At 57.1% G+C, this 24322-nt stretch carries 21 protein-coding genes; 19 read left to right on the forward strand and 2 right to left on the reverse strand.

Annotated elements, in window-relative coordinates:
• Window position 1 precedes the first annotated feature (1 nt).
• On the reverse strand, window positions 2–913 hold the full coding sequence (coxB, locus tag ACR0KL_RS07580; protein WP_170471948.1) for a cytochrome c oxidase subunit II: 912 nt from the start codon (window positions 911–913) through the stop codon (window positions 2–4).
• Window positions 914–1089: 176 nt separating this feature from the next.
• Here coxB and tldD point away from each other — a divergent pair, with 176 nt between their 5' ends.
• The 5 genes from tldD to ACR0KL_RS07605 all read left to right on the forward strand — a co-directional run bounded on the left by tldD (window position 1090) and on the right by ACR0KL_RS07605 (window position 8139).
• Window positions 1090–2511: a metalloprotease TldD gene (gene tldD, locus ACR0KL_RS07585; protein WP_480776839.1), complete on the forward strand. Its 1422-nt coding sequence runs from the start codon at window positions 1090–1092 to the stop codon at window positions 2509–2511.
• Window positions 2512–2750: 239 nt separating this feature from the next.
• Complete coding sequence (gene dprA, locus ACR0KL_RS07590) at window positions 2751–3875, forward strand: DNA-processing protein DprA (protein WP_480776840.1); 1125 nt, start codon at window positions 2751–2753, stop codon at window positions 3873–3875.
• Window positions 3876–4055: 180 nt separating this feature from the next.
• On the forward strand, window positions 4056–6707 hold the full coding sequence (gene topA / locus ACR0KL_RS07595; RefSeq protein ID WP_170677061.1) for a type I DNA topoisomerase: 2652 nt from the start codon (window positions 4056–4058) through the stop codon (window positions 6705–6707).
• 101 nt (window positions 6708–6808) lie between these two features.
• The gene (locus ACR0KL_RS07600) at window positions 6809–7513 is read left to right on the forward strand and encodes a CoA transferase subunit A (protein WP_170640390.1); all 705 of its coding nucleotides are present in this window, start codon (window positions 6809–6811) and stop codon (window positions 7511–7513) included.
• A complete protein-coding gene (locus ACR0KL_RS07605; protein WP_170554670.1) occupies window positions 7513–8139 on the forward strand; it encodes a CoA transferase subunit B in 627 nt (208 codons plus the stop codon). Before ACR0KL_RS07600 ends, ACR0KL_RS07605 begins: the two co-directional genes overlap by 1 nt.
• 33 nt (window positions 8140–8172) lie before the next feature.
• On the opposite strand, the gene ACR0KL_RS07610 is transcribed toward ACR0KL_RS07605, so the two are convergent.
• Window positions 8173–9042 (reverse strand): lytic transglycosylase domain-containing protein, encoded by an 870-nt coding sequence (locus ACR0KL_RS07610; protein WP_480776841.1) that lies wholly within the window; start codon window positions 9040–9042, stop codon window positions 8173–8175.
• 353 nt (window positions 9043–9395) lie between these two features.
• Here ACR0KL_RS07610 and ACR0KL_RS07615 point away from each other — a divergent pair, with 353 nt between their 5' ends.
• The 14 genes from ACR0KL_RS07615 (at window position 9396) to ACR0KL_RS07680 (ending at window position 24306) form a co-directional block, all read left to right on the forward strand.
• Entirely contained in the window at window positions 9396–9638 is a 243-nt protein-coding gene (locus ACR0KL_RS07615; protein WP_170471960.1) for a hypothetical protein, read from the forward strand.
• Window positions 9639–9925: 287 nt separating this feature from the next.
• Window positions 9926–10162, forward strand: coding sequence for a hypothetical protein (locus ACR0KL_RS07620; RefSeq protein WP_170554673.1), 237 nt, complete (start codon window positions 9926–9928; stop codon window positions 10160–10162).
• 236 nt (window positions 10163–10398) lie between these two features.
• Entirely contained in the window at window positions 10399–11307 is a 909-nt protein-coding gene (cpaB, locus tag ACR0KL_RS07625) for a Flp pilus assembly protein CpaB (protein WP_170554675.1), read from the forward strand.
• 193 nt (window positions 11308–11500) lie between these two features.
• Window positions 11501–12907 (forward strand): type II and III secretion system protein family protein, encoded by a 1407-nt coding sequence (locus ACR0KL_RS07630; protein WP_170677057.1) that lies wholly within the window; start codon window positions 11501–11503, stop codon window positions 12905–12907.
• 17 nt (window positions 12908–12924) lie between these two features.
• The gene (locus ACR0KL_RS07635) at window positions 12925–13551 is read left to right on the forward strand and encodes an OmpA family protein (protein WP_170471968.1); all 627 of its coding nucleotides are present in this window, start codon (window positions 12925–12927) and stop codon (window positions 13549–13551) included.
• A gap of 199 nt (window positions 13552–13750) precedes the next feature.
• Window positions 13751–14986, forward strand: coding sequence for a CpaE/TadZ family protein (locus tag ACR0KL_RS07640; RefSeq protein WP_170471969.1), 1236 nt, complete (start codon window positions 13751–13753; stop codon window positions 14984–14986).
• Between the two features lie 24 nt (window positions 14987–15010).
• Window positions 15011–16441, forward strand: a complete 1431-nt coding sequence (locus ACR0KL_RS07645) for a TadA family conjugal transfer-associated ATPase (protein ID WP_170677055.1) — start codon at window positions 15011–15013, stop codon at window positions 16439–16441.
• A gap of 11 nt (window positions 16442–16452) precedes the next feature.
• Window positions 16453–17421 (forward strand): type II secretion system F family protein, encoded by a 969-nt coding sequence (locus ACR0KL_RS07650; protein ID WP_170471973.1) that lies wholly within the window; start codon window positions 16453–16455, stop codon window positions 17419–17421.
• 10 nt (window positions 17422–17431) lie between these two features.
• Window positions 17432–18406 carry a type II secretion system F family protein gene (locus tag ACR0KL_RS07655; protein WP_170639316.1) on the forward strand — a complete coding sequence of 325 codons (975 nt, stop codon included), beginning with the start codon at window positions 17432–17434 and terminating at the stop codon, window positions 18404–18406.
• Between the two features lie 10 nt (window positions 18407–18416).
• On the forward strand, window positions 18417–18998 hold the full coding sequence (locus ACR0KL_RS07660) for a tetratricopeptide repeat protein (protein WP_480554734.1): 582 nt from the start codon (window positions 18417–18419) through the stop codon (window positions 18996–18998).
• Between the two features lie 30 nt (window positions 18999–19028).
• Complete coding sequence (locus ACR0KL_RS07665; protein WP_170377835.1) at window positions 19029–19880, forward strand: tetratricopeptide repeat protein; 852 nt, start codon at window positions 19029–19031, stop codon at window positions 19878–19880.
• A 3-nt stretch (window positions 19881–19883) separates the two neighbouring features.
• Complete coding sequence (locus ACR0KL_RS07670) at window positions 19884–20429, forward strand: prepilin peptidase (protein ID WP_170677053.1); 546 nt, start codon at window positions 19884–19886, stop codon at window positions 20427–20429.
• Window positions 20430–20546: 117 nt separating this feature from the next.
• Window positions 20547–21854, forward strand: coding sequence for an ATPase (locus ACR0KL_RS07675; RefSeq protein WP_170471981.1), 1308 nt, complete (start codon window positions 20547–20549; stop codon window positions 21852–21854).
• A 40-nt stretch (window positions 21855–21894) separates the two neighbouring features.
• Window positions 21895–24306 carry a ligase-associated DNA damage response DEXH box helicase gene (locus ACR0KL_RS07680; protein WP_480776842.1) on the forward strand — a complete coding sequence of 804 codons (2412 nt, stop codon included), beginning with the start codon at window positions 21895–21897 and terminating at the stop codon, window positions 24304–24306.
• The last annotated feature ends 16 nt before the right edge of the window (window positions 24307–24322 follow it).

Below are 24322 nucleotides of genomic sequence, written 5' to 3' on the forward strand. Positions count from 1 at the left end.
CTCAGTTCGAGGCCACCTGAAAGTTCTGCGGCGTGCCCGCATATTCTTCGATCGCGCCATTCAGCCACTGTTCGTAGGCCTCTTCGCTGACCACTTTGACGGTGATCGGCATGTACGCGTGGTCCTTGCCGCAAAGCTCGGAACACTGGCCGAAATAGACGCCCTCTTTGTCAGCTTCAAACCACAACTCGGCCAGACGACCGGGAACGCCGTCCTGCTTCACGCCGAAGGACGGGATCGTCCACGAGTGGATCACGTCAGATGCGGTGACCTGCATCACGATGACCTTGCCGACCGGAACCACAACAGCGGTATCAGTGGCCAGCAGCCATTCGTCGTCGCTATAGCCCGCATCAGCCAGTTTGGCGCGCATGGCGTCATCCAGAACGAAGGGGGTCACATCCGCGTCTGCAGGGCGTGCGCCTTCATCCAGCGTGGCGGGGTGGCCAAGCAGGTAGCTGTCGAATGCGAAATCGTGATCAACATATTCGTAGGTCCAGTACCACTGGTTGCCGACCACTTTGATAACCACGTCACCTTCGGGGATTTCCTGCTGCTTGAACAGAACCGGCAAAGAGAAAGCGCCGATGAACACCAGAATCAGGATCGGACCCAAAGTCCACGCGATTTCAACCGGGGTGTAGTGCGAGAACCGCGCGGGTGTCGGGTTGGCGCGCTGATTGTAGCGAACAATGCAGTAAACCAGCAGCGCAGCAACAAACAGGCAGATCACGGTGATGATCACCAGAATCATCGCGTCCAGCCTGTGAATCCCGTCTGCAAGGCTGGTCGCTGCGGGTTGAAAGCCCATTCCACCGTCAACCGGCTTGCCAATTATCTCAAGCTCCTGAGCCATGGCGGGAAGGCTGGAGAGGGCCGTAGCAAGCCCGGAAAGCATCAAAGCATTCTTCATGTCTTGTCCTGATCGTTTGATCTTTGCGTCTCTGGCGAAAAGGTATGAATCGGTGAAACCACACCCGTTGTCTTTGGCCGCGTTAAAAACCATATTCCTGCGGGTAGATAAAGCAAAATGCTTGCGTCAAACAGACGCTATTTTTGATCTGGATCAAACCGGAAAGGTCACAACCCATGACTCAGGCCCCGTTTCGCCCTTTTGAAAGCGCTCTTCCACATGATGAAGCGCTGTCCATTTTACAATCAGCGACCGCCGGGGCCGAGGACGGAGAACTGTTTGTCGAACGACGGAAATCCGAGTCTTTGGTCTTTGACGATGGCCGGTTGAAGACCGCCTCCTACGATGCGTCTGAGGGATTCGGGCTGCGGGCCGTACAGGGTGAGGTCGCAGGCTATGCACATTCGACAGACGTTTCGATTCCCGCATTGAAGCGCGCGTCCGAGACGGCTCGGCTGGCCGTTGGTGACGGAGGGGGCACCCTGGCCGAGGCCCCTATGGCGACCAATAAACGCCTTTATACCGATGAAGATCCCATCGAAACCGCCAGCTTCCCGGTCAAAGTTGATACCCTGCGAGAGATCGACGCCTTCGCCCGCGATCTTGACCCCCGCGTTGTGCAAGTCAGCGCCACTATCGCCGCCGCGGTGCAAGAGGTCGAGATTCTGCGCCCCGATGGCGTGCTGGTGCGCGACGTGCGCCCGATGACTCGAGTGAATGTCTCGGTCATCGTCGAGCAGAATGGCCGACGTGAAAGCGGCTCGGCTGGTGGAGGAGGTCGCGTCGGCCTGAGCGGACTGATCGACCCCGCTGACTGGCAGAACAAAGCGCGTGAAGCCCTGCGGATCGCACTGATCAACCTCGAAGCCGTCCCTGCCCCAGCCGGAGTGATGGAGGTCGCCCTAGGCCCCGGCTGGCCCGGTATCCTGCTGCACGAAGCCATTGGGCACGGGCTGGAAGGAGATTTCAACCGCAAGGGCAGCTCGGCATTTGCGGGTCTGATGGGGCAGCAGATTGCCTCCAAAGGAGTGACAGTGGTGGATGACGGCACGATTGCTGATCGGCGTGGCTCTATCACTGTGGATGACGAGGGAACGCCAAGCTCTCGCACAGTATTGATCGAGGACGGTATCCTGACTGGGTACATGCAAGACCGACAGAACGCGCGCCTGATGGGCGTCGCCCCTACCGGCAATGGACGAAGGCAAAGCTACGCGCACAAACCGATGCCGCGCATGACCAATACGGTGATGCTGGGTGGCGATGCCGACCCGGCTGCTCTGGTCGCTGATATCAAGGACGGGATCTGGGCCGTGGGTTTCGGTGGCGGTCAGGTCGACATCACCAACGGTAAATTCGTCTTTTCCTGTACCGAGGCCTACCGGGTCGAAAACGGCAAGATCGGCGCTCCGGTCAAAGGCGCGACACTAATCGGGGACGGACCCTCTGCGCTGAACCGCATCCGTGGGTTGGGAAACGATATGGCGCTGGATCCGGGAATGGGAACCTGCGGCAAAGATGGTCAATGGGTGCCCGTAGGCGTCGGCCAGCCAACGGTTCTGATGGACGGACTGACCGTTGGAGGTTCCGCCGCCTGAGTCGGAATCACCTGAAGTAGGAAAGGCGCAGGGTTAACACTGCGCCTTTTCGCTAGAGTGGCTGAAGTCAATTGGAATTGCGCCTCATTCACCTTGGCAGAAGTTTTATACTTACAATACAATTGCTTAACAGCATTCCCTGGAGAACACGCCCAAAAAATTGCATCTAATTTTCAACGATTTACAGGCTGTTAACCCCGACACACGTAAACCAGTTCTGCAATTAGGCGGAGCATCGGATGACCGAAGAGCAGCATTCTTCCAATCACCCCCCACTCCCACCCACCACGGAAGAGGATCGGTTTTCGTGGCTCCGCCTGTTGCGCTCACGCAAGGTTGGTCCGGCGACGTTTCGTCGGCTGCTAAGCGAACATGGCTCAGCGCAGAACGCGCTGGCCGCGCTGCCTGAAATGGCACGCGTTGCCGGAATAAACGGGTATGAAATCTGCCCCCCCGGCGTGATTGAGGCTGAACTCAAGGCCGCACAAGCCGCCAAAGCGCGGCTTGTGTGCCTTGGGTCCGCCGATTTTCCAAAAGCTTTGCAGGATGTATCTGACGCGCCGCCGCTTCTTTGGGCCGTTGGCGATCTTTCCATGCTGCAGAAACCCGCAATCGCAATGGTGGGCGCGCGCAATTGTTCCTCGCTCGGCGCGCGTATGGCTCGTGGTCTGGCGAAAGAACTCGGGGATCTCGGCCATGCTATTGTCTCTGGTCTTGCCCGGGGGATCGACACTTCGGCCCATCTGGCGTCGCTTGACACCGGCACCATCGCCGTGATGGCCGGAGGGGTTGATGTCATCTACCCGGCCGAGAACACGGACCTGGCGCATATGATCGGCGAAACAGGCCTGCGCCTCTCAGAGCAACCTATGGGGCTGACACCACAAGCCCGCCACTTTCCGCGCCGCAACCGGATTGTATCGGGGCTGGCACAGGCGGTCGTGGTAGTTGAGGCTGCAGCTAAATCAGGCAGCCTGATCACCGCACGAGACGCGCTGGACCAAGGGCGCGAGGTTCTGGCCGTTCCCGGCCATCCCTTCGATGCAAGGGCCTCCGGATGCAATTCGTTGATTCGGGACGGCGCGACCTTGATCCGATCTGCGGAAGATGTGATCGAAGCCCTGCCCAAGGAAGAAGACCTCTCCCAAACGCGCAGTGAGCCCCCTGCTCCGCCAACACCCACACCCGCTGTGGCGCTGCACGATCAAATCCTAGAACGACTCGGCCCATCGCCCATCGCCGAAGACCAACTGCTGCGCGATATCGCTGCTTCGGCCGGTGATCTTGGTCCGGCTTTGGTAGATCTGGAACTTGAGGGCCGAATCCAGCGCCAACCCGGTGGGCTTTTATCGCTAGCAAGCTGAAATGGGCGTGCCGCCACGTGACACCCCTGTAAGGCTTCGGCTGCCCCAAAGGCCTATAGGACGCTGAAATATTGGAGTTTTCCACGCTGCAAAAGGAACGCATTGACATTCCGGCCTTGCCCCACACATTTTGCACGACCATAACAGGCGCCCTATTCGTCGAGCGAGGTTTCCCTTTAAATGCCCGTAGTTGTTGTAGAATCTCCGGCCAAAGCAAAAACAATCAATAAATATCTCGGCCCCGACTACACGGTTCTGGCCTCCTATGGCCATGTGCGGGACCTGCCGCCCAAGGACGGATCGGTCGATACCGACCACGAATTTGAGATGAAGTGGGAGGTCGGCAACGACAGTAAAAAACACGTCAAGGCGATTGCCGATGCGCTGAAAGAAGACAACGCCCTGATCCTCGCAACCGACCCCGATCGCGAGGGGGAAGCGATCAGTTGGCACTTGCAGGAAGCGCTGACCAAGCGGCGCTCGATCAAGAAAGATACCCCAGTCAGCCGCGTGACCTTCAACGCGATCACCAAAGAGGCCGTCACCCAGGCGATGCAAAACCCGCGCGAGGTCGACATGCCTCTGGTCGAGGCCTATTTGGCCCGTCGCGCGCTGGACTATCTGGTGGGCTTCAACCTTTCGCCGGTTCTGTGGCGTAAATTACCCGGCGCGAAATCGGCTGGCCGGGTGCAATCTGTCTGCCTGCGGCTGATCGTCGAACGCGAGATGGAGATCGAAGCTTTCAAGCCGGTTGAATACTGGTCGGTCAAGGCCCTGTTCGAAACACCGCGCGGCCAGACCTACGAGGCGCGCCTGGTCACCTATGCCGGCAAAAAGCTGGACAAGCACGATCTGAAAGACGCGACACAGGCGGAGCTGGCTGTTCAGGCCATCACCAGCCGCGCGCTGAGTGTCACCTCGGTCGAGGCGAAACCTGCGGCACGCAACCCCAGCGCGCCCTTCATGACCTCAACCCTGCAACAGGAGGCCAGCCGCAAGTTCGGTATGGGTGCGCGGCACGCGATGCAAGTGGCGCAACGTCTCTATGAGGCAGGCTACATCACCTATATGCGAACTGACGGCATCGACATGGCCCCCGAAGCGGTCGCCGCCACGCGCGATGCGATCTCGGACCGTTTTGGCGCCGAATATGTGCCGGACAACCCGCGTATCTACAAGAACAAGGCCAAGAACGCGCAGGAAGCGCACGAGTGTATCCGCCCGACGGACATGACGCGCGATGCAAAAGAGCTGAAGGTGGCCGATGAAGATCAGCGCAAGCTCTACGATCTGATCTGGAAGCGCACGATTGCTTGCCAGATGGCTGCTGCGCGCCTGGAACGCACAACCGTTGAAATCGGTAGCGACGATGCTCAGGTCGGCCTGCGCGCGACCGGTCAGGTGGTGCTGTTTGACGGCTTTATGCGTGTCTACGAAGAGGGCCGCGACGATGTGGCAGATGACGACGAAAAGCGCCTGCCTCAGATCATGCAGGGCGATCCCGCGCGGTTTGCCAAGGACTCTCTGATTGGCCAATTCGAAAAGTCGACAGGTGAGGCTCAGGTCACAGAAGGCGCAAAAACCGCGAAAGAAGCAATTCTGTCCGAAAACGAAGCCGTTCTGGCGTTGCAGCACCACACCCAACCGCCTCCGCGCTATACTGAGGCCACACTCGTCAAGCGGATGGAGGAACTGGGGATCGGCCGTCCTTCCACTTATGCCTCAATCGTGACCACGATTCAGGACCGCGAATATGTGCGTAAGGACAAGAACCGCCTGATCCCCGAGGAAAAGGGCCGGATCGTTACGATCTTTCTGCTGAACTTCTTCCGCCAATACGTGGGCTATGAGTTCACCGCGAATCTGGAAGAAGAGCTGGACGACGTCAGCGCCGGCGATCGCGACTACAAGGATCTGCTTGGCAAATTCTGGCGCGATTTCTCGGCCGCGATTGGCGAAACGTCTGAGCTGCGCATCTCGGAAGTGCTGGATAAGCTCGACGAGGCGCTGGCTCCGCAATTGTATCCGCCTCGTGAGGACGGGTCGGACCCGCGCATTTGCCCGAAATGTGGGACGGGGCAACTACATCTGAAAACCTCTCGGACCGGCGGATTCGTGGGCTGCGGCAACTATCCGGAATGCACCTATACGCGCCCCATCGCGGGCGAAGGGGCCGAAGGGGATGAGCGTCTTCTGGGTGAGGATGCAGGCGACGAGATCTGGCTGAAATCCGGCCGGTTCGGTCCCTATGTCCAGCGCGGAGAGCCGACGCCCGAGAACAAGAAACCCCCGCGCGCCTCTCTGCCCCGTGGGTGGAGCAAGGATGACATGGACCTTGAGAAGGCCCTGACCCTGCTGTCCCTGCCCCGCCAAATCGGTGAACACCCCGAAGGCGGTATGATCAGCTCGAACTTCGGGCGGTTCGGGCCGTATATCATGCACCAACTGCCGGAAGAGGCGAAACCGGTCTACGTCAATGTCAAAGACCCCAATGACGTGTTCGAGATCGGCATGAACCGCGCCGTCGAGATGCTGGCAGAAAAACGCGCCAATCCGGGACGTGGTCGGCGCGCGGCGGCCGCCCCCCTCAAAGAGCTGGGCGAACATCCTGATGGTGGCGCCATGCAGGTTCTTGATGGGCGCTATGGGCCTTATGTGAAGTGGGAAAAGGTCAACGCCACTATTCCCAAAGACATCAAGCCCGAAGATGTGACGCAGGAAATGGCCATCGAACTGGTCAATGAACGCGCCGCAAAGAAAGGCACGAAGAAAAAGGCTGCCCCGAAGAAGAAGGCCGCCGCCAAGAAAACAACGAAGAAAACGGCAAGCTAGGGTTGGGTAGGTAGAAATACCACCAGCCCCTTGGATTCGTTGACTTCCCCCTGACGCGGCGGCACAACCTGCCCATCACCATGTCATTGGGGGAGTTTTCCATGAAGAAAATCTATGCCAATGCCTCTGACGCGCTCGACGGAGTGCTGTCGGATGGCATGATGATCGCGGCGGGCGGTTTCGGCCTGTGCGGCATCCCGGAACTGCTGCTTGAGGCGATCAAGGACTCGGGCGCTCAGGACCTGACCTTTGCTTCAAACAATGCGGGTGTCGACGATTTCGGCATCGGCATCCTGCTGCAAACCAAGCAGGTCAAGAAAATGATCAGCTCATACGTCGGCGAAAACGCGGAATTCATGCGTCAGTACCTGGCCGGAGAGCTTGAGCTGGAATTCAATCCGCAGGGCACTCTGGCCGAACGGATGCGCGCAGGTGGCGCAGGCATCCCCGGCTTCTATACCAAAACCGGCGTGGGCACTGTGATCGCCGAGGGTAAGGAACACAAAGACTTCAACGGCGAGACCTACATTCTGGAAGAAGGCATCTTTGCCGATCTGGCCATTGTCAAAGCATGGAAGGCCGATGACACCGGCAACCTGATCTTCCGCAAGACCGCCCGGAACTTCAACGTGCCTGCGGCGACTTGTGGCAAAATCTGCATCGCCGAAGTCGAAGAGATTGTCCCCCGAGGCTCAATGGACCCGGATGCGATCCACCTGCCGGGCATCTATGTGCATCGGATCATTCAGGGCGATCACGAAAAGCGCATTGAACAGCGCACCACCCGTAAGAAGGAGGAAGCATAATGCCTTGGGATCGGAACCAGATGGCCGCCCGTGCGGCGCAAGAGCTTGAAGACGGCATGTATGTGAACCTCGGCATCGGTATTCCGACGCTGGTGGCAAACTATGTGGGCGACAAGGACATCACCCTGCAATCCGAGAATGGTATGCTGGGTATGGGCCCCTTCCCGTTCGAAGGCGAAGAAGACCCCGACCTGATCAACGCGGGTAAGCAAACCATCACTGAGCTGTCGCGCACCGCATATTTCGACAGCGCGACCTCGTTCGCGATGATCCGGGGCGGCAAGATCGCTGCGGCGGTACTGGGCGCGATGGAAGTGGATGAAGAAGGCGACCTGGCCAACTGGATGATTCCCGGCGTTCTGGTCAAAGGCATGGGCGGCGCGATGGACCTCGTGGCTGGTGTCGGCCGCGTGATCGTTGTGATGGACCACACCAACAAACACGGCAAATCCAAGCTGCTGAAGAAATGCACCCTTCCGCTGACCGGGAAAAAGGTGGTGAATCGCATCATCACCAACCTCGGGGTTCTGGATGTGGTTGAGGGTGGCCTGAAGATCGTCGAGATCGCTGAAGGCGTCACCGAAGACGAGATCCGTGCCGCAACCGAGGCGAACATCGTCAACTAGACCAAGATCAGGGCCTGCTGATATAGGCAGGCCCTAGTTCAGCGTCTGGAATACGCACCCATCCGAGGCATAGACCGGCGGCGTTGCGCAGAGCGCACGCGCGACCTGAAAAGCCGCAAGCACCTTGGGCACGTAGTCCCGCGTCTCTGCATAGGGAGGCACACCGCTGTGTTTGCGAACGGCCCCCTCTCCGGCATTATACCCGGCAAGCGCCAATATCGGGTCATTGTCGAACTCACCCATCAGCCAATCCAGATATTTGACCCCACCCGAGATATTCTGTGAGGGCTGGAAGCTGTCCTGCACGCCAAACCGCTCGGCTGTTGCGGGCATCAGCTGCATCAATCCCTGCGCCCCGGCCGAGCTGACCGCGTCGGCCCGCCCAGCCGATTCCACCGAGATAACCGCCAGCACCAGTGCAGGCGAAACATTGGTGCCAATGGTCGAGCGTAGGATATCGCGGCCCTGATTTTTCACGATGCCCTGCAGGGTCTGCAAACGGGGTGTCGAGACGCTTGTAGCGGCCAGGGCGTTGATCGCCGAATCCAGCCTACCTGGTCCGGCTTGTGCCAGTTCGGGAGAGATCTTCTCCCAAAAGGCTTTATAGGCGCCTTTCGGCGGCGCTTTGGTCGCGACTACGGGGGCGTCCTCCGCCGGCGGCACTTTGGCGCGTTTGATGACCTCAGGGACCGCAAGCTCAGATCCAGTACTAGGCGCCGAGGGGCGGGCTGCATGTTCTTCGGAGGTGATCCGAATGTTAACCTTTGGCCGCTGACCCGGCAGAGGCGCCTTGATCCTTTTATAGACACCACGCGGTTCGACCTCATCCGAGCGCACAGTGTCTGGTGTGCATGCCAGAAACGCCAATACGCCGGCGCATGTAACTGCGTCCCGGAGATTCATTTGCCTGCCTCATGTTTTCGTTTTGATTGATTTGAACCCCGAATCTTCGCGTAAAGCCAGAAAAACCAAGCAAATTGGGGCAGTTTCGCCTCATTTGCCGCAAATTTGCATCGCTAAAAGACGACCCCAAACAACCAGATTTGTTTTTTTATATTTATTTTCAATACCTTAAAAACTAAATGACCAAAAAGTTAAGCATCGGGCGAATTTTTCCCTGTTTGGCCCAATTCCTGCCACGCACAACAGGCAAACATAGATGCATACCGAGACGATCGGGAGCGGACTGAGAGAGAAAGCTCTGAAAGACGCCGAGGTTTAGAAGACTTTTTTAGATCCTTTAGGAGGGACATAACATGATCAAGTTCATCAAGAACTTCCGCAAAGACGAAGACGGCGCAGTAACAGTTGACTGGGTTGTTCTGACCGCAGCAGTCATCGGCCTGGCAGCCGTTGCATACCAGCAAATCGAAGGCGGCGCGACCAGCCTGGCGGACGACGTAGACACCGCGCTGAGCACCGCTACTGTTTCGACTGGCGACAACACCAACGCAGGCGGCATCACCGCAGCAGGCTCTGCGACCGGTACCGACGAATAATTTGGCTTACAGCTAAGTTACTAGGCCGCACCAAGATCTTGGTGCGGCTTTTCTTTTTGAGGTAAATACACCCAAAGTCTACAAGGCGCTATTTTAACAAGCGCTTTTGTCACCGTCAAAAATGAGTTTTTGTTCCGTGACCAATGCGAAAGCAGTGGCAATTTGGCATGACCTCCTTTTTCTGGCCCAATTTCCGCCATCCACGTCAGCTAAAACTGTATAGATCGAATTATCTGCACTTGGGCTGGCAATGGCTTGGGTAGAAGAGGCTCTTGGAAGGACGACACATGAAACAGTTTCACAACCGCTTTGCGAAAAGCGAAGAGGGCGCAATCACGGTTGATTGGGTCGTCTTGGTTGCTTTGATCATCGGACTCAGCTCTGCACTCATACTTGTGATGAGAACCGGAATGGACAATTTCGGTGGAAACGTGGACCAAGCCTTGTCAACGGCGACAGTCAGCACTGGTGACAACGACAACGCTGGCGGCATCACTTCAGCCGGAACTGTAAACGGCGAATGATATCTTTGAACTAAAAATCGTGCGCCTGTGACAGTTTGCAACGAGTTTTCTGTCCGGCGCGCGATTGCTTTGACGTCAGAGATTTGTGCGCGAGCGTCGCAGATGAACAGAAAAGTTTTTGCATCGAAAAACGCTTTTGCCCCAGATTTCGACACAATTCCCCGTTAAACAGGTCGCTGTTTCAGAACTTCTTGTTGGGCGCAAATTGCCCAACTAGCACAGAAAGAGGTGTATGTATGCGAGCGATATTCGGACTTGTCCTGATCGTCGGACTAGCTCTGGCCGGTGGTGCTGTCTACATGGCGCAGAACTATATCTCTGCTTATCAACAGGAACTCGCACGCGAACGGCAAGCAGCAGCCGCCGCGTTAGAGGCCGCCGCGGCAGAAAACGCTGCGATCGAAGTGATTCCAACCGTAGGTGTTATTGTATCAAATCGAACCCTGAAATACGGAGAACGCCTGGCAGAAGACGACGTGCGCGTCGTTGAATGGCCAGAAAACGCGATCCCGGAAGGCAGCTTTACCGACCTTGCGGTTCTTTTCCCCGAGTCAGGCAGCAAAGATCGTTTCGTTCTTCGCACAATGGAAAAAGACGAAGCGCTGATGGAGGTCAAAATCACTCAGCCCGGCGAAGGGGCGGGTCTGACGTCTCAGCTGGACAAAGGTATGCGCGCTTTTGCCATTCGCGTTGATGTGGCTTCGGGCGTTTCTGGTTTCTTGCGCCCCGGAGATTTTGTGGACGTGTACTGGACCGGTTCGCGTCGCGGGACAACCGCCGAAGCGGATGGCGAGATCACCCGCCTGATCCAGCCCCGGGTCGAACTTATCGCCGTTGACCAGATCGCAGGAACGGACGTGACTGGAACAACCATCGCGCGAACGATCACCGTTGCAGTCACACGTGAACAGGTTGCTGTACTTACGCAAGCGCAAAACACGGGCAGACTGACCCTGGCGCTTGTTGGGATTGAAGATGAAACGGTGTCGTCAGAAGTCATTGAAATCGATCAACGCGCGTTGCTGGGTGTCGTCGAGGAAGAAGCCGCCCCCGTCCCTGAACGTGTGGAGCAACAAGTTTGCAAGACGCGCATTCGTCGCGGCAACAGCGAAGTTGCCGATAGTGTGATCGCCTGTACAAACTGACGCCTATTCAGGACGTTACACCTGCCGAGCCGCGCAATTTGCGCGGCTCATTTGATTCCTATGTTGCCAATTGCCCACATAAGGAAACTTCCGGAAACCCTTGATTATTGCAATAAATTCCGTTTTCGCGCAGAGTTTCGCCTATAGGGCATAAGACCCATAAAAACGAGGCGTGATCGGAGAGGCAGGTCACATGAAAATACGTTCCTGGATCAGCGCAACCCTGCTGGGGTTGTCGCTCGTTGTTAGCCCAGTCGGCGATGCCGCGTGGGCAGAAACTCTTCGCGTGGTGAAGAAGGGCACAGTGGAAACGCTGGAAGTACCTGTAAACCGCGCGATCGTTGTTGAAAGTGAAGAGCCGTTTGCCGAACTGAGTATCGCGAATGCCGGTATTGCCGACATCTCGTCGCTTTCAGAGCGAACGATCTATGTCTTGGGCAGAGCACCCGGCCTAACTACTCTTACACTGTTCGATGGGGCCGGTATGCTTTTGGCGAATGTCCGCGTACGCGTGTCCCCTGACGTGACTGAATTTAAAGAGCGTCTGAGGCAGATCTTGCCAAACGAACAAATCGAAGTGCGCACTGCGAACGACGGCATCGTCTTGTCCGGCACGGTTTCAGGAGCGGCCAAACTAGCCCGCGCATTGGAACTAGCCGAACGCTATGCCCCCGACCGGGTCTCGAACCTGATGTCGGTCGGCGGTGTGCAGCAGGTCATGCTGAAGGTTCGCTTTGCCGAAATGAACCGCTCGGTCGCAAAGAACCTGTCGACATCTCTTGGCTTTGGAGGCGGCGACGTCACAGCCGGTTTCAACACCCTAAACACGCAAGGTGCGTTGAACAATGCGCTGGCCAACAACATTCCGATCGCGCAAGCAAATACGGGCGCAATTCTGTTCGGTTTTGGCGCCGGTTCTACCCAAGTTAGGCTACTGCTTGAAGCACTCGAAACCAAAGGTCTTGCGCGTACGCTCGCCGAACCGAACCTATCCGCTCTGTCCGGTCAGCAGGCAACGTTCCTCGCCGGTGGTGAGGTCCCGATTCCTGTGCCCGCAGATGACGGTGTTGTCGCAATCGAATACCGCGCGTTCGGTGTTGAGATCGACTTCATTCCGCGCGTGGTCGACGGTGATCTTATCAACTTGGAGCTTGGCACTGCAGTATCGAGTATCGATACGTCTTCGGACTTTACGATCAACGGCGATTCGGTCCCAAGCTTCATTACCCGCCAGACCTCAACAACCATTGAGCTGCGCGACGGTGAAAGCTTTGCGATCGCAGGCCTGATTCAGGATGACTTCACGGACCTGAGCAATCAGGTGCCATGGTTGGGCGACGTTCCTGTTCTGGGCGCCCTGTTCCGCAGCGCACAGTACCAGCGAGAACAAAGTGAGTTGGTTATCATCATCACCGCGCACTTGGTCTCACCGACCCGTGGGGAAACGCTTGCTTTGCCGACAGATCGAGTAAAACCCCCCAGTGAGTTTGATCTGTTTATCAACGGTCGCGTTGCTCGGACCGAGCGCGCAGGCGCAGGTGGCGCATCGGAAGTCGCCAAGCAAGATTTTGGCAGTTCTTACGGCTATATTCTGGATTGATGAGGAGGTTAGGACCAATGAAAACGTTGATACTCACCTTAGGTCTTTCGGTCGCAGTTACCGCATGTACACGCGAAGCCGGGTATGAAATTGATGCGGGAACCTTTGGCAACGCGACGCTGAACAATTCGCAGGTCATGAACGGTGAGCTGACATACGCTCAGATTCTGAGCCGCCGGTTCGCCGCTGAAGTCCCCAGCCAAGTGAACTTTGCCTTCAACAGTTCACAGCTCGATGCGTCGGCCCAACGTATTCTGTTGCAGCAGGCGGATTGGATCAAACAATTCCCTGAAGCACGGTTCCGTGTGTATGGCCACACGGACGCAGTGGGCTCAGCCAGCTATAACAAGAGCCTTGGCTTGCGTCGGGCACAGGCTGTTGTGTCCTTCTTTGCCCAACAGGGAATCTCGCGGTCTCGATTAGAGGCGGTGGTTTCTTTCGGCAAAACGCGCCCATTGGTTGCTACAACGAACCGCGATCGCCGGAATCGCCGGACAGTGACCGAGGTTTCGGGCTTTGTGGATCGCGCACCACAAACGCTGGACGGCAAGTATGCTGATGTCATCTATCGCGAATACGTCGAAAGCGCAGCTTCCGGTTCTACAGTCGAACAAGTCGACGCAACTGGCGGCGGCGGTGGATAATCCCATCTGAACGGGCGACATCGTCGCCCGTTTCCCTACAATTGGTTCTTTTGCGCCAAATTCTCGCCCAACTTCCAAGCGACATTGTGAACAATAGGGTGACCTGCGGCCAAAATTGACCGCATTGGGGCGACAGCAAATCTACCCGAGCGTACACGTTCGCATGAAATGCCAAGCCCTCTCTACGAGGATTGTGTATATGAGTAGCGCGACGCCGCAAGACAACGACTCGGGAATTCTGGCCTGCACGATCAGCCGGGACGTCCAAAACTTCGATCTGCTGATCGAAGACATGGAAACAATTCTGGGTGAGCGTTGGGGCGATCTTGGCTTTGCCGAAGCTCTCGCGTTTTTCAGCCAACCTGAGGCAGAAACACTGGAATTCGTTGCCCTGGCCATTGATGGTGAAGATGAAGACAACCTCTCGTTGATGGGCGAAATCATCACCCAGGCAAAAGACAAGAAGATCAAAGTGGTGCTTATTGCCGAGGACGTGACCCCCGCCTCGCTACACCAGCTTTTGCGCAAAGGCGCGGATGAATTTGTCCCTTACCCGCTTCCCGAAGGCGAACTGAACGAAGCGATCGAGCGAATGAACAAGCCCGATCCTGTGGTTGCAGCACAAGCAGCCGCTGCCACTCTGACCAGTGGCGAATCAAAAGAAGGCGCTCTGTTCGTTGTACAAGGTCTGGCGGGCGGCGTTGGTTCCACGACACTGGCTGTGAACCTGGCCTGGGAACTAGCCACAATCTCGGACAAGGACGCACCTTCTGTCTGTCTGATCGACCTGGATCTGCAATACGGCACGGTTTCGACCTATTTGGACCTGCCACGCCGTGAAACCGTGTTCGAGATGCTGTCCGACACAGCGTCAATGGATGATGAGGTCTTCTCGCAAGCCCTTCAAAGCTATGAAGAAAAAATGCAGGTTTTGACGGCCCCATCCGACATGGTGCCGTTGGATTTGATCACACCCGAAGACATCCAGCGCGTGATAGATACGGCGCGTAAGCATTTTGACTACGTGATCGTGGACATGCCCAAGACATTGGTTTTGTGGTCAGAAACCGTTCTTCAGGCCGCTCATGTTTATTTCGCCATGATCGAGCTGGACATGCGCTCGGCTCAGAACGCATTGCGTTTGAAACGCGCCTTGCAGGCCGAAGAGCTGCCGTTCAACAAATTGCGCTTCGCCCTAAATCGGGCCCCCAAGTTCACCGATCTAAACGGCAAGGGGCGCATAAAACGTATGGGCGAAAGTCTCGGAATTTCAATCGACCTGCAATTGCCCGATGGGGGCAAGCCGGTGATGCAAAGCGGCGATCATGGCCTGCCATTGGCCAGTTCGGCCGCTAAAAACCCGCTGCGTCGCGAAATTGCCAAGCTTGCAAAGTCGCTCCACAGCCTCGGCAGCAACGACGCCGAGGCCGCATAATACAACCCTAAGGGAAGAGCCGCCATGTTTTCCAGATATAAGAAAGCGTCTGATGCGCAGCCGGTCGAAACTCCGGCCAAAGCGCCCGAAGCGGCCCCCGCAGCGCCAACGGCAACAGCAGTTGCACGCAAGCCCGTTCAGAAGAAAACTGGCGAAGTCACGAGCGCCGACCGCGACCGCAAACGGAAAGAGCGCCTGAGTGAGATCAAGATTGAGCTGCACCGGGAGCTTCTGGAAAACCTGAACCTCGCCGCCCTTGAAAACGCGGGTGAGGCCGAGCTTCGCACTGAGATCAGCGCGATTGCCAGCGAGGTACTGGAAGCCAAAAGCATCGTGCTGAACCGCGACGACCGCGCGCAGCTGAACAAGGAACTTTACGACGAGGTCACAGGCCTCGGCCCACTTGAGGCCCTGCTTCGCGACGACACGGTCAACGATATTCTAGTGAACGGCCCACAACAGATTTTTGTCGAACGTGCGGGTAAGCTTGAAATCAGCGATATCACGTTCAAAGACGAAAAACACCTAATGCGGATTATCGACAAGATCGTGTCCGCAGTGGGTCGTCGTGTTGACGAATCCAACCCTTATGTCGACGCCCGTTTGGCCGATGGCTCGCGTTTCAACGCGATGGTCCCTCCGATCGCTGTTGACGGCTCGCTGGTGTCGATTCGTAAGTTCAAAAAAGACAAGCTGGGTATCGATGATCTGGTCAATTTCGGCGCGTTCACCGAAGAAATGGCCGCCTATCTTCAAGCCGCCGTTTCGACACGCCTGAATATCATCGTCTCGGGCGGTACGGGTTCCGGTAAAACGACTACTCTGAACGCGCTTTCGAGCTTTATTGACGACGCTGAACGTATCTTGACCATCGAGGATACGGCGGAACTTCAACTTCAGCAGACTCACGTCGGCCGGATGGAAAGCCGCCCGCCAAACGTTGAAGGAAAAGGTGAGGTCAGCCCCCGCGATTGTCTGAAAAACGCCCTGCGGATGCGTCCCGACCGCATCATCGTGGGTGAGACTCGTGGCGCCGAGGTGATCGACATGCTGCAGGCGATGAACACCGGCCACGACGGCTCAATGACCACAATCCACGCAAACTCGGCAAGGGATGGTATCTCGCGTCTCGAGAACATGATCGCGATGGCGGGGATCGAAATGCCGATCAAGGCGGTTCGCAGCCAGATCTCAAGCGCTGTGAACTTGATCGTTCAGGCCAGCCGTCTCCAGGATGGCTCGCGCCGCATGACCTCGATCACCGAAATCACCGGGATGGAAGGCGATGTGATTTCGATGCAAGAAATCTTTCGTTTCCAACGCGTTGGCCTGACACCCGATAACAAAATCATCGGTCACTTCACCGCCACCGGCGTGCGCAGCCACTATTCCGAGCGCTTCCGCCTGTGGGGCTTTGACCTGCCCTCGTCCATCTACGACCCAACCACAATGTAGGAGATTACGACATGCAATTGCCTATGGAGGCTCTCATCTATGTCGCCATCTTCGTGGGCGTTCTTGCCCTGGTGGAAGGCATCTATCTTGTGGCGTTCGGCAAATCCATCAGCCTGAACAGCCGGGTCAACCGTCGTCTGGACATGCTCGACAAGGGCGCGGGCCGCGAGCAAGTTCTGGAACAGCTGCGCAAGGAAATGCAGCAGCATATGAAAACGCAGAGCATCCCTCTGTATTCGCTGCTTGCTGACAAGGCCCAAAAGGCCGCCATCGCGTTCACGCCAAGACAACTGATCATGATCATGGGTCTTGTTTCGGCTTTTGCCTTTGTTGGCTTGAGTATTGGCACGGCAACTGAAACTGTGCTGCGCGCGGCTATTTCGATCGCCATCGGTGTTGGTGGCGTCTTCATGTGGGTCAGTAGCAAAGCCAAAAAACGCATGAGCATGATCGAAGAACAACTGCCCGACGCAGTCGAGCTTATGGTCCGCTCACTGCGCGTCGGTAACCCTTTCGTGTCTTCAATTCAGATCGCTGCAAACGAAGTTCAGGACCCCCTTGGAACCGAATTTGGTGTAATTGCAGATGAGTGCGCCTATGGTCGTGACGTGGGCGAGGCCCTCAAAGACATGGCAGAGCGACTGGACATGCAAGACTTGCGCTTTCTAGCGGTCGCAGTTGGCATCCAGCAGCAGTCAGGTGGTAACCTGGCCGAAATTCTGGCTGGATTGGCCCAGGTGATCCGTGCACGTTTCCGCCTGTTCCGCCGTGTCAAGGCAATCACCGCGGAGGCGCAATGGTCCGGCAAATTCCTTTCGGGATTCCCGTTGTTCTGTCTGGTCTTTATTTTGGTAAAATCGCCAGACTACTATGACGAAGTTCTTGACCACCCCTGGTTTATCCCATGCTGTTTCATCGTTGGCATCATGCTGACACTGAACCTGATCGTTATGAAAATGATCACCAACATTAAGGTTTGAGGTCTGTGTCATGGAATTTCTAGCCTCCATCAATGATACTTTGGCGCAGCACCTGGGAGAGTTCGGCCCCCTGATCGTGGTCGGTGTACTCGGCGTGGTTCTGGTAGCCGTGGCGGTTCTGTTGATGCTGAACCAGCCTGAGGATCCCCTCAAAAAACTTCAACGTTCGAACGCCCCGCCAAAAACGCCGAAGAAATCCAAAAAGGATCAACTGCGTCAAAGCGGTCGAAACGAGCAGCTGGAAAAGTTTGCGACTTTCCTTGAGCCCAAAAGCGAAGAAGAGCTGTCGGCCATTCAGCTAACAATGCGTCAAGCGGGGTATCAATCCAAGGACGCGGTCCGGTTCTTTCACTTCGCTCAATTCGCTCTGGGTATCCTGGGTATTCTCCTCGGAGTTGTATGGGTCACGGTATTTGCTGGCGATCAGGAGTTCACTGGAACCCAATTGTTGATCCGTGTTCTGGTTCCGGGCGGGATTGGGTATTTCATACCGAAATACTGGATTACTCGTCGCGTTGAAGAGCGACGTGAAGCCATTACATCTGCCTTTCCGGACACGTTGGACTTGATGCTGGTCTGCGTGGAAGCCGGTCAGTCCCTCGACCAAGCGATCGTGCGCGTTGCATCGGAAATGAAAAGCTCTTACCCGGAGATTGCGCAGGAATTCGAAGTCGTTGCCTATGAAATGAAAGCTGGTAAGGACAAGGATACGGTATTGCGTGACTTTGGAACGCGCTGCGGCGTTCAGGATGTGAGAGCGTTTGTGACCGTGATGATCCAATCAGCCACGTTTGGTACCTCTATTGCTGAGGCTCTGCGTGTTTATGCTGCCGAAATGCGTGACAAACGTGTGATGCGTGCAGAAGAAGCCGCAAACAAGTTGCCTACCAAGATGACTCTGGTCACAATGACCCTAACGGTACCGCCTCTATTGATAATTCTGGTGGGGCCTTCTGCAAGCGTCATTTCGAACTTCGGAGGATGATGTAACTTCGATGCTCCCAGAAAAAGGCTGTGCCTTGCTTAGGCTTCGCCGAAGTTTTCAGGCCATCATGGTTTTCGCCATGGTGGCCTCTTGCACGGAAGGGAGCCTGTCGGATGACCTCGATGCGCCGGGTATAGATCCGACGGGACAAGCCGAAGACAACATCACCGTAGGAAACCGCCTGATGGCCGCCGGAGAATATGAGCTGGCCCTCGACAGCTTTACCCGCGCCGCGCTGGAACAAGGGATGACGCCGCAGGTTCTGACCTCATTGGGAACGGCAAATCTGGGGCTGCGTCGTTTGGGGCAGGCCGAAACCCTTCTGCGCCGCGCGGTCGAGGATGACACGGACTGGCCCATCGCCTGGAACAATTTGGGTGTCCTGCTGATGGAGACGCGACAATACCCCGAAGCGGAACAGGTGTTTCGACGGGCGTTTGCCTTGGACAATGGCGAAAGTGACGCAATCCGCGACAATCTTCGCTTAGCTATCGCAAAAATGGAAAATCCTGTTAATAATACTGACCAAGAACAAGAATATACGCTGGAGCAGCTAGGCGACGGGCAATTTTCGCTACGCAAAATCCAGTAATCGAGGCAAGAGCAGTAAAAGGACGCAAAAATGCGCCAACAATTCTTGATTCCGTCACTCGTGGTCACTGGGTTGATCCTGTCCGCCTGTGCAAAAGAAACCGAAGAGGAAAAGGTTGAACGTACGTTTCAGGAAGTGAACGTCATTGACGAAACCAACCTGAACGACGTGCTTCTGACCGCGGCCGACCCCAACGAGGCGGTCACCTATTTCCACAATGCCGCCGCCAAAAACCCCGACCGGATCGACCTGCAGCGCGGGCTTGCGATCTCGCTGGGTCGCGCCAAACGCTCGACCGAGGCGGCCGCCGCGTGGAAACGCGTGACGACCATGAACGGCGCCAATGCGGCCGACCGGGTCGAATACGCGGATGCGCTGGTGCGCAATGGGGATTGGAACACGGCCCACACCGTTTTGAACTCGGTCCCCCCGACTCATGAGTCGTTCAAGCGCTACCGGCTTGAAGCCGTCGTCGCGGATTCCCGCAAGGAATGGAAACGCGCCGATCACTTCTATGAAACGGCCGTGGGCCTGACCACGCGCCCGGGTGGTGTGATGAACAACTGGGGCTATTCCAAGCTGACCCGCGGACAATATGCTGAGGCCGAACGCCTGTTCACCGAGGCCGTCCGCCAGGACAAGAGCCTGTTTACAGCCAAGAACAATCTGGTTCTGGCCCGGTCGGCGCAGGGGAATTACAGCCTGCCGGTGGTGCCCATGACACAGGTTGAACGCGCCCGGCTGTTGAATACGATGGCAATTTCTGCGGTGAAACAAGGGGATACGACAACTGGCAAGAACCTCCTCCGCGAGGCGATTGCGACCCATCCCCAGCATTTCGATGAAGCCGTCCGCTCGCTTCGCGCGCTCGAGGAAAGCTGACACATGGCGATACCGGCCTATGCGGCAGCATGGTTTCTGCCCTTTGTGCTGCCGATCTGCTTTTACGTCGCGTTCACGGATATGCGTGAAATGAAGATAAAGAACCACGCCGTCTCGGCGCTGGTTCTGGTCTATGTCGTCATTGGGCTGTTTGTGCTGCCTCCGTGGTCGACGGGACTGATTGGAGGGCAGATCGGCCCTCTTGGTATCGCATTGCCTATCTATGTCTGGCAATTCCTACACATATTCATCGTTCTCCTCGCCGGAATCATCCTGAACGCCGCCGGAGCGATGGGCGCGGGCGATGCCAAATTTCTGGCCGCAGCCGCTCCGTTCATCTGGTTCGCAGATATGATTCTACTCATGGCTATTCTGATGGCCTGTACTTTGGGGGCCGTAGCGACCCACCGTTTGGCCAAGCACACAAGGCTTCGCACGATTGCCCCACATTGGGAGAGCTGGGACAAAGGCAAAAAGTTCCCGATGGGGCTGGCCCTGTCCGGTTCGCTTGCCATGTATCTGATTCTTGGGACTGTTCTCGGATCGTAAACTATCATCTGCGCGCCTTGTCACTGCCTTGGTCCCGCCACAAAGCTGCGCCAGATTTCACACAACTGGCCCGCTTTGGGGCTTTTGGTGTGACATCAGAACAGACGAGTCCCGCTCATGAATATGCAGACCTCCGCAGTTATGGCGCCCCCAGCCCCGAAGGGTTTGGGTGAAATGCAGCTCCCGCTGGTGATGATGCGGGACATTTTGCTGAAGACGATCTTTCGCAAGAACGCCAGCACCGTGACCGAAGTGGCCGAGGCCGTCTGCCTGCCCGGTTCTGTCACGCAGGAACTGATCGACATTGCGCGTGACCAAAAACTGCTTGAAGCCACAGGCACCCTTAACGCCAATAGTGGCAATGAAATGGGCTATCAGCTGACCGACGCTGGCAAGGCCCGAGCATTGGACGCTCTAAGCCAGTCGGAGTATTTCGGTGCGATGCCCGTACCACTGGATGTGTATCGCGAGCAGGTCAAACGCCAGTCGATCCGCAATATTCAAGTCACGCGAGACCAGCTGACCAATGCGATGGGCCATCTGGTTTTGCCCGACAGCCTGCTGGATCACCTCGGCCCCGCGGTCAGCGCGGGCCGCTCGATCCTGATGTATGGCCCTCCGGGGAATGGTAAGTCCTCGATCTCGAACGGTATTCGCGACGCGTTGGGTGACAATGTCTATGTCCCCTACGCCATCGAGTATGCCGGTCAGGTAATCACCGTTTATGATCCAATCGTACATACTGCGATTGAACAGGAGCCTGACGACCCCAACAGCCTGCGCCGCCGCAAGAGGTTCGATTCGCGCTATGTTCAGTGCGAGCGCCCAACCGTGGTGACCGGTGGTGAATTGTCGCTGAGCATGCTGGACTTGGTCTACAACCCCACCGCGCGGACTTATCAGGCCCCGCTGCAGCTGAAATCGACCGGCGGTATCTTTATCGTGGACGACCTTGGACGACAGGCCGAACCCCCTCAGGCCCTCGTCAACCGCTGGATTGTTCCGCTGGAAGAGAACAAGGATATCCTCGGTCTGCAATCGGGTGAAAAGTTCGAGGTTCCCTTCGACACGCTGGTGATCTTCTCGACCAACTTCCACCCGAATGAGATCTTCGACCAGGCGGCCCTGCGCAGAATCTTCTTCAAGATCAAGATTGATGGTCCTAACCAAGAGAACTTCCTGAAGATCTTCGCCATGGTCGCCCGCAAACGCGGAATGCCGCTGGATGAGGCCGCGTTGGTGCATCTGTTGAAGGTGAAATACCCGACCATCGACAACATCTATGCGAACTACCAGCCGATCTTCCTGATCGACCAGATGATCTCGATCTGTGAGTTCGAGGGCATTCCTTATCAGATGAGCCCCGACCTGATCGACCGCGCCTGGGCCAACATGTTCGTCAAAGACGAGAAAATCGTCAAATAACGTCGTGCCATTTCCGGGATGACAGAGGTAGTCTGCGCACATGACGCAGATTCCCGCCCGGATCGGCACTTGGTTCAGCACCAAGGGCTGGACCATCCACCCTCATCAGCAGGACATGTTCGACCGGGCGCAAGACCCGGCCACTTTGCTGATTGCACCCACTGGCGGCGGCAAAACGATGGCGGGGTTTCTGCCCTCATTGGCCGAGCTTTCGGATGGTGTGCAAAGCGGGTTGCATACGATCTACGTGTCGCCCCTCAAGGCCCTTGCAGCAGACATCAAACGGAACCTGCGCACGCCCGTGGAAGAGATTGGCTTGCCCATCCGCATCGAGGACCGCACCGGCGATACCTCAGCCACGCAGAAAAAACGCCAGCGCGCCGACCCGCCGCATATCCTACTCACCACGCCTGAGAGTCTGGCTCTGCTGACCTCATATGAGGACGCTCCGCGCATGTTTGATGGGGTGCAGCGTTTGATCGTCGATGAAATCCACGCTTTGGCCGAAAGCAAACGCGGGGATCAACTGATGTTGGCGCTGGCGAGGCTCCAGACTTTGTGCCCGAACATGCGGCGTGTGGGCTTGTCAGCCACGGTCGAGGACCCTCAGGCCATTGCCCGCTTTCTGGCCCGTCACCCCGACCCGTGTCAGATCATTCAAGCCGACCCCGGCCCTGATCCCGACATCGCGATGCTGGAAACGGCCGAGATGCCGCCATGGTCGGGCGGAGGCGCGGCCTATGCGATCCCGGCAGTGCTGGACCAAATCCGCCAACACAAGACGACTCTGATCTTCCACAACACCCGCGCGCAGGCCGAGATTTTCTTTCACAATCTGTGGCTTGCAAACGAGGACAGCCTGCCCATCGGAATCCATCACGGCAGTCTGGATCGCCAGCAACGCGAGAGGGTCGAGGCCGCCATGGTCCGAGGTGATCTGCGCGCCATCGTCTGCACCGGCTCCCTCGATCTAGGCATCGACTGGGGTGACGTTGATCTGGTCATCCAGATCGGCGCGCCAAAGAACGTCAAACGGCTGGTGCAGCGAATCGGACGGGCAAATCACCGCTACAACGCGCCGTCCAAAGCCTTGCTGGTCCCTGCCAACAGGTTTGAGGTGGTCGAATGCGTGGCCGCCCTTGAGGCCGCAAAAGCCCATGATCTGGACGGAGAGCCGCGCGGCGCAGGCCCCCGAGACGTGCTGTGCCAACATATTCTGATCGCAGCCTCCGCGGGGCCATTCAATGCAGATGCACTGTTTACCGAGATGACCTCGGCCGGGCCGTTCGCGCAATTGACCCGGCCCGAGTTTGACGACTGTGTCGATTTCTGCGCGACCGGCGGCTATGCCCTGCGGGCCTACGACCGATGGCAACGGTTGCAGCAACGCTCAGACGGTTTGTGGCAGCTACGAGACCCCCGCGCTGCAGCCCGCATTCGGATGAACCTCGGCACCATTCAGGACAGCGATACCCTGAAAGTTCGCCTGAAACGCAGTCGGGGCGGCAAGCCGCTGGGCGAGGTTGAGGAAGCCTTTGCAGCCACTCTGACCCCCGGCGACACCTTCCTGATCGGTGGTCAGATCGTGCGCTACGAAGGCCTGCGCGAGCTTGTGGTCGAAGTCAGCCGCCGTGCCGACAAGAAGCCCAAGATCGCCACGTTTGCGGGGACCAAGTTCGCTACTTCAACGCAGTTGAGCGACCGTATCCTGCGCATGTTCGCGCAGGCCGACTGGCCTCAGCTGCCGCAACACACGGCCGGCTGGCTGAAGTTGCAGCGGCATGTCTCTCGCCTGCCCCAACGCAACCGCCTGCTGGTCGAGAGCTTTCCCAGCGACGGGCGCGAGCATATTTGTGTCTACGGCTTCGCCGGACGCAACGCGCAACAAACCTTGGGCCTACTCCTCACCAAGCGGATGGAGGAAACAGGCCTTGCCCCTCTCGGATTTGTTGCGACCGACTACGCGACCCTGATCTGGGGATTGGATGCCGTGACCGATCCAACGCCTCTGTTTCGGCTTGATGCGCTGCGCGACGGGTTGGACACATGGCTGGCGGGCAATGCCGTCATGAAACGCACCTTTCGCGCCTCGGCCACCATCGCGGGCCTGATCGAGCGCAACACCGGCGGGCAACGCAAAAGCGGGCGGCAAGCCACGTTTTCGTCAGATATCCTCTACGATACGCTACTGAAATACGACCCCGACCACCTTTTGATGCAGATCACCCGAGAAGAAGCGATGCGCGGCCTCGTCGATTTTGGCCGGATCGAGGCGATGGTGGAACGGATTGGCGACCGCATTGATCTGGTTCGGCTGGACCGCGTATCGCCTCTGGCCGCGCCCTTGTTCCTTGAAGTTGGAAAAATCCCGGTCAAAGGGGTCGCCGAAGAACGCTTGCTGGCAGAAGAAAGCGCGCGATTGCTGCAGGCGGCCGGGCTGGATACGCTCTGATCCACCTTGCGCGGGC

Source organism: Ruegeria sp. C8 (assembly GCF_056537565.1).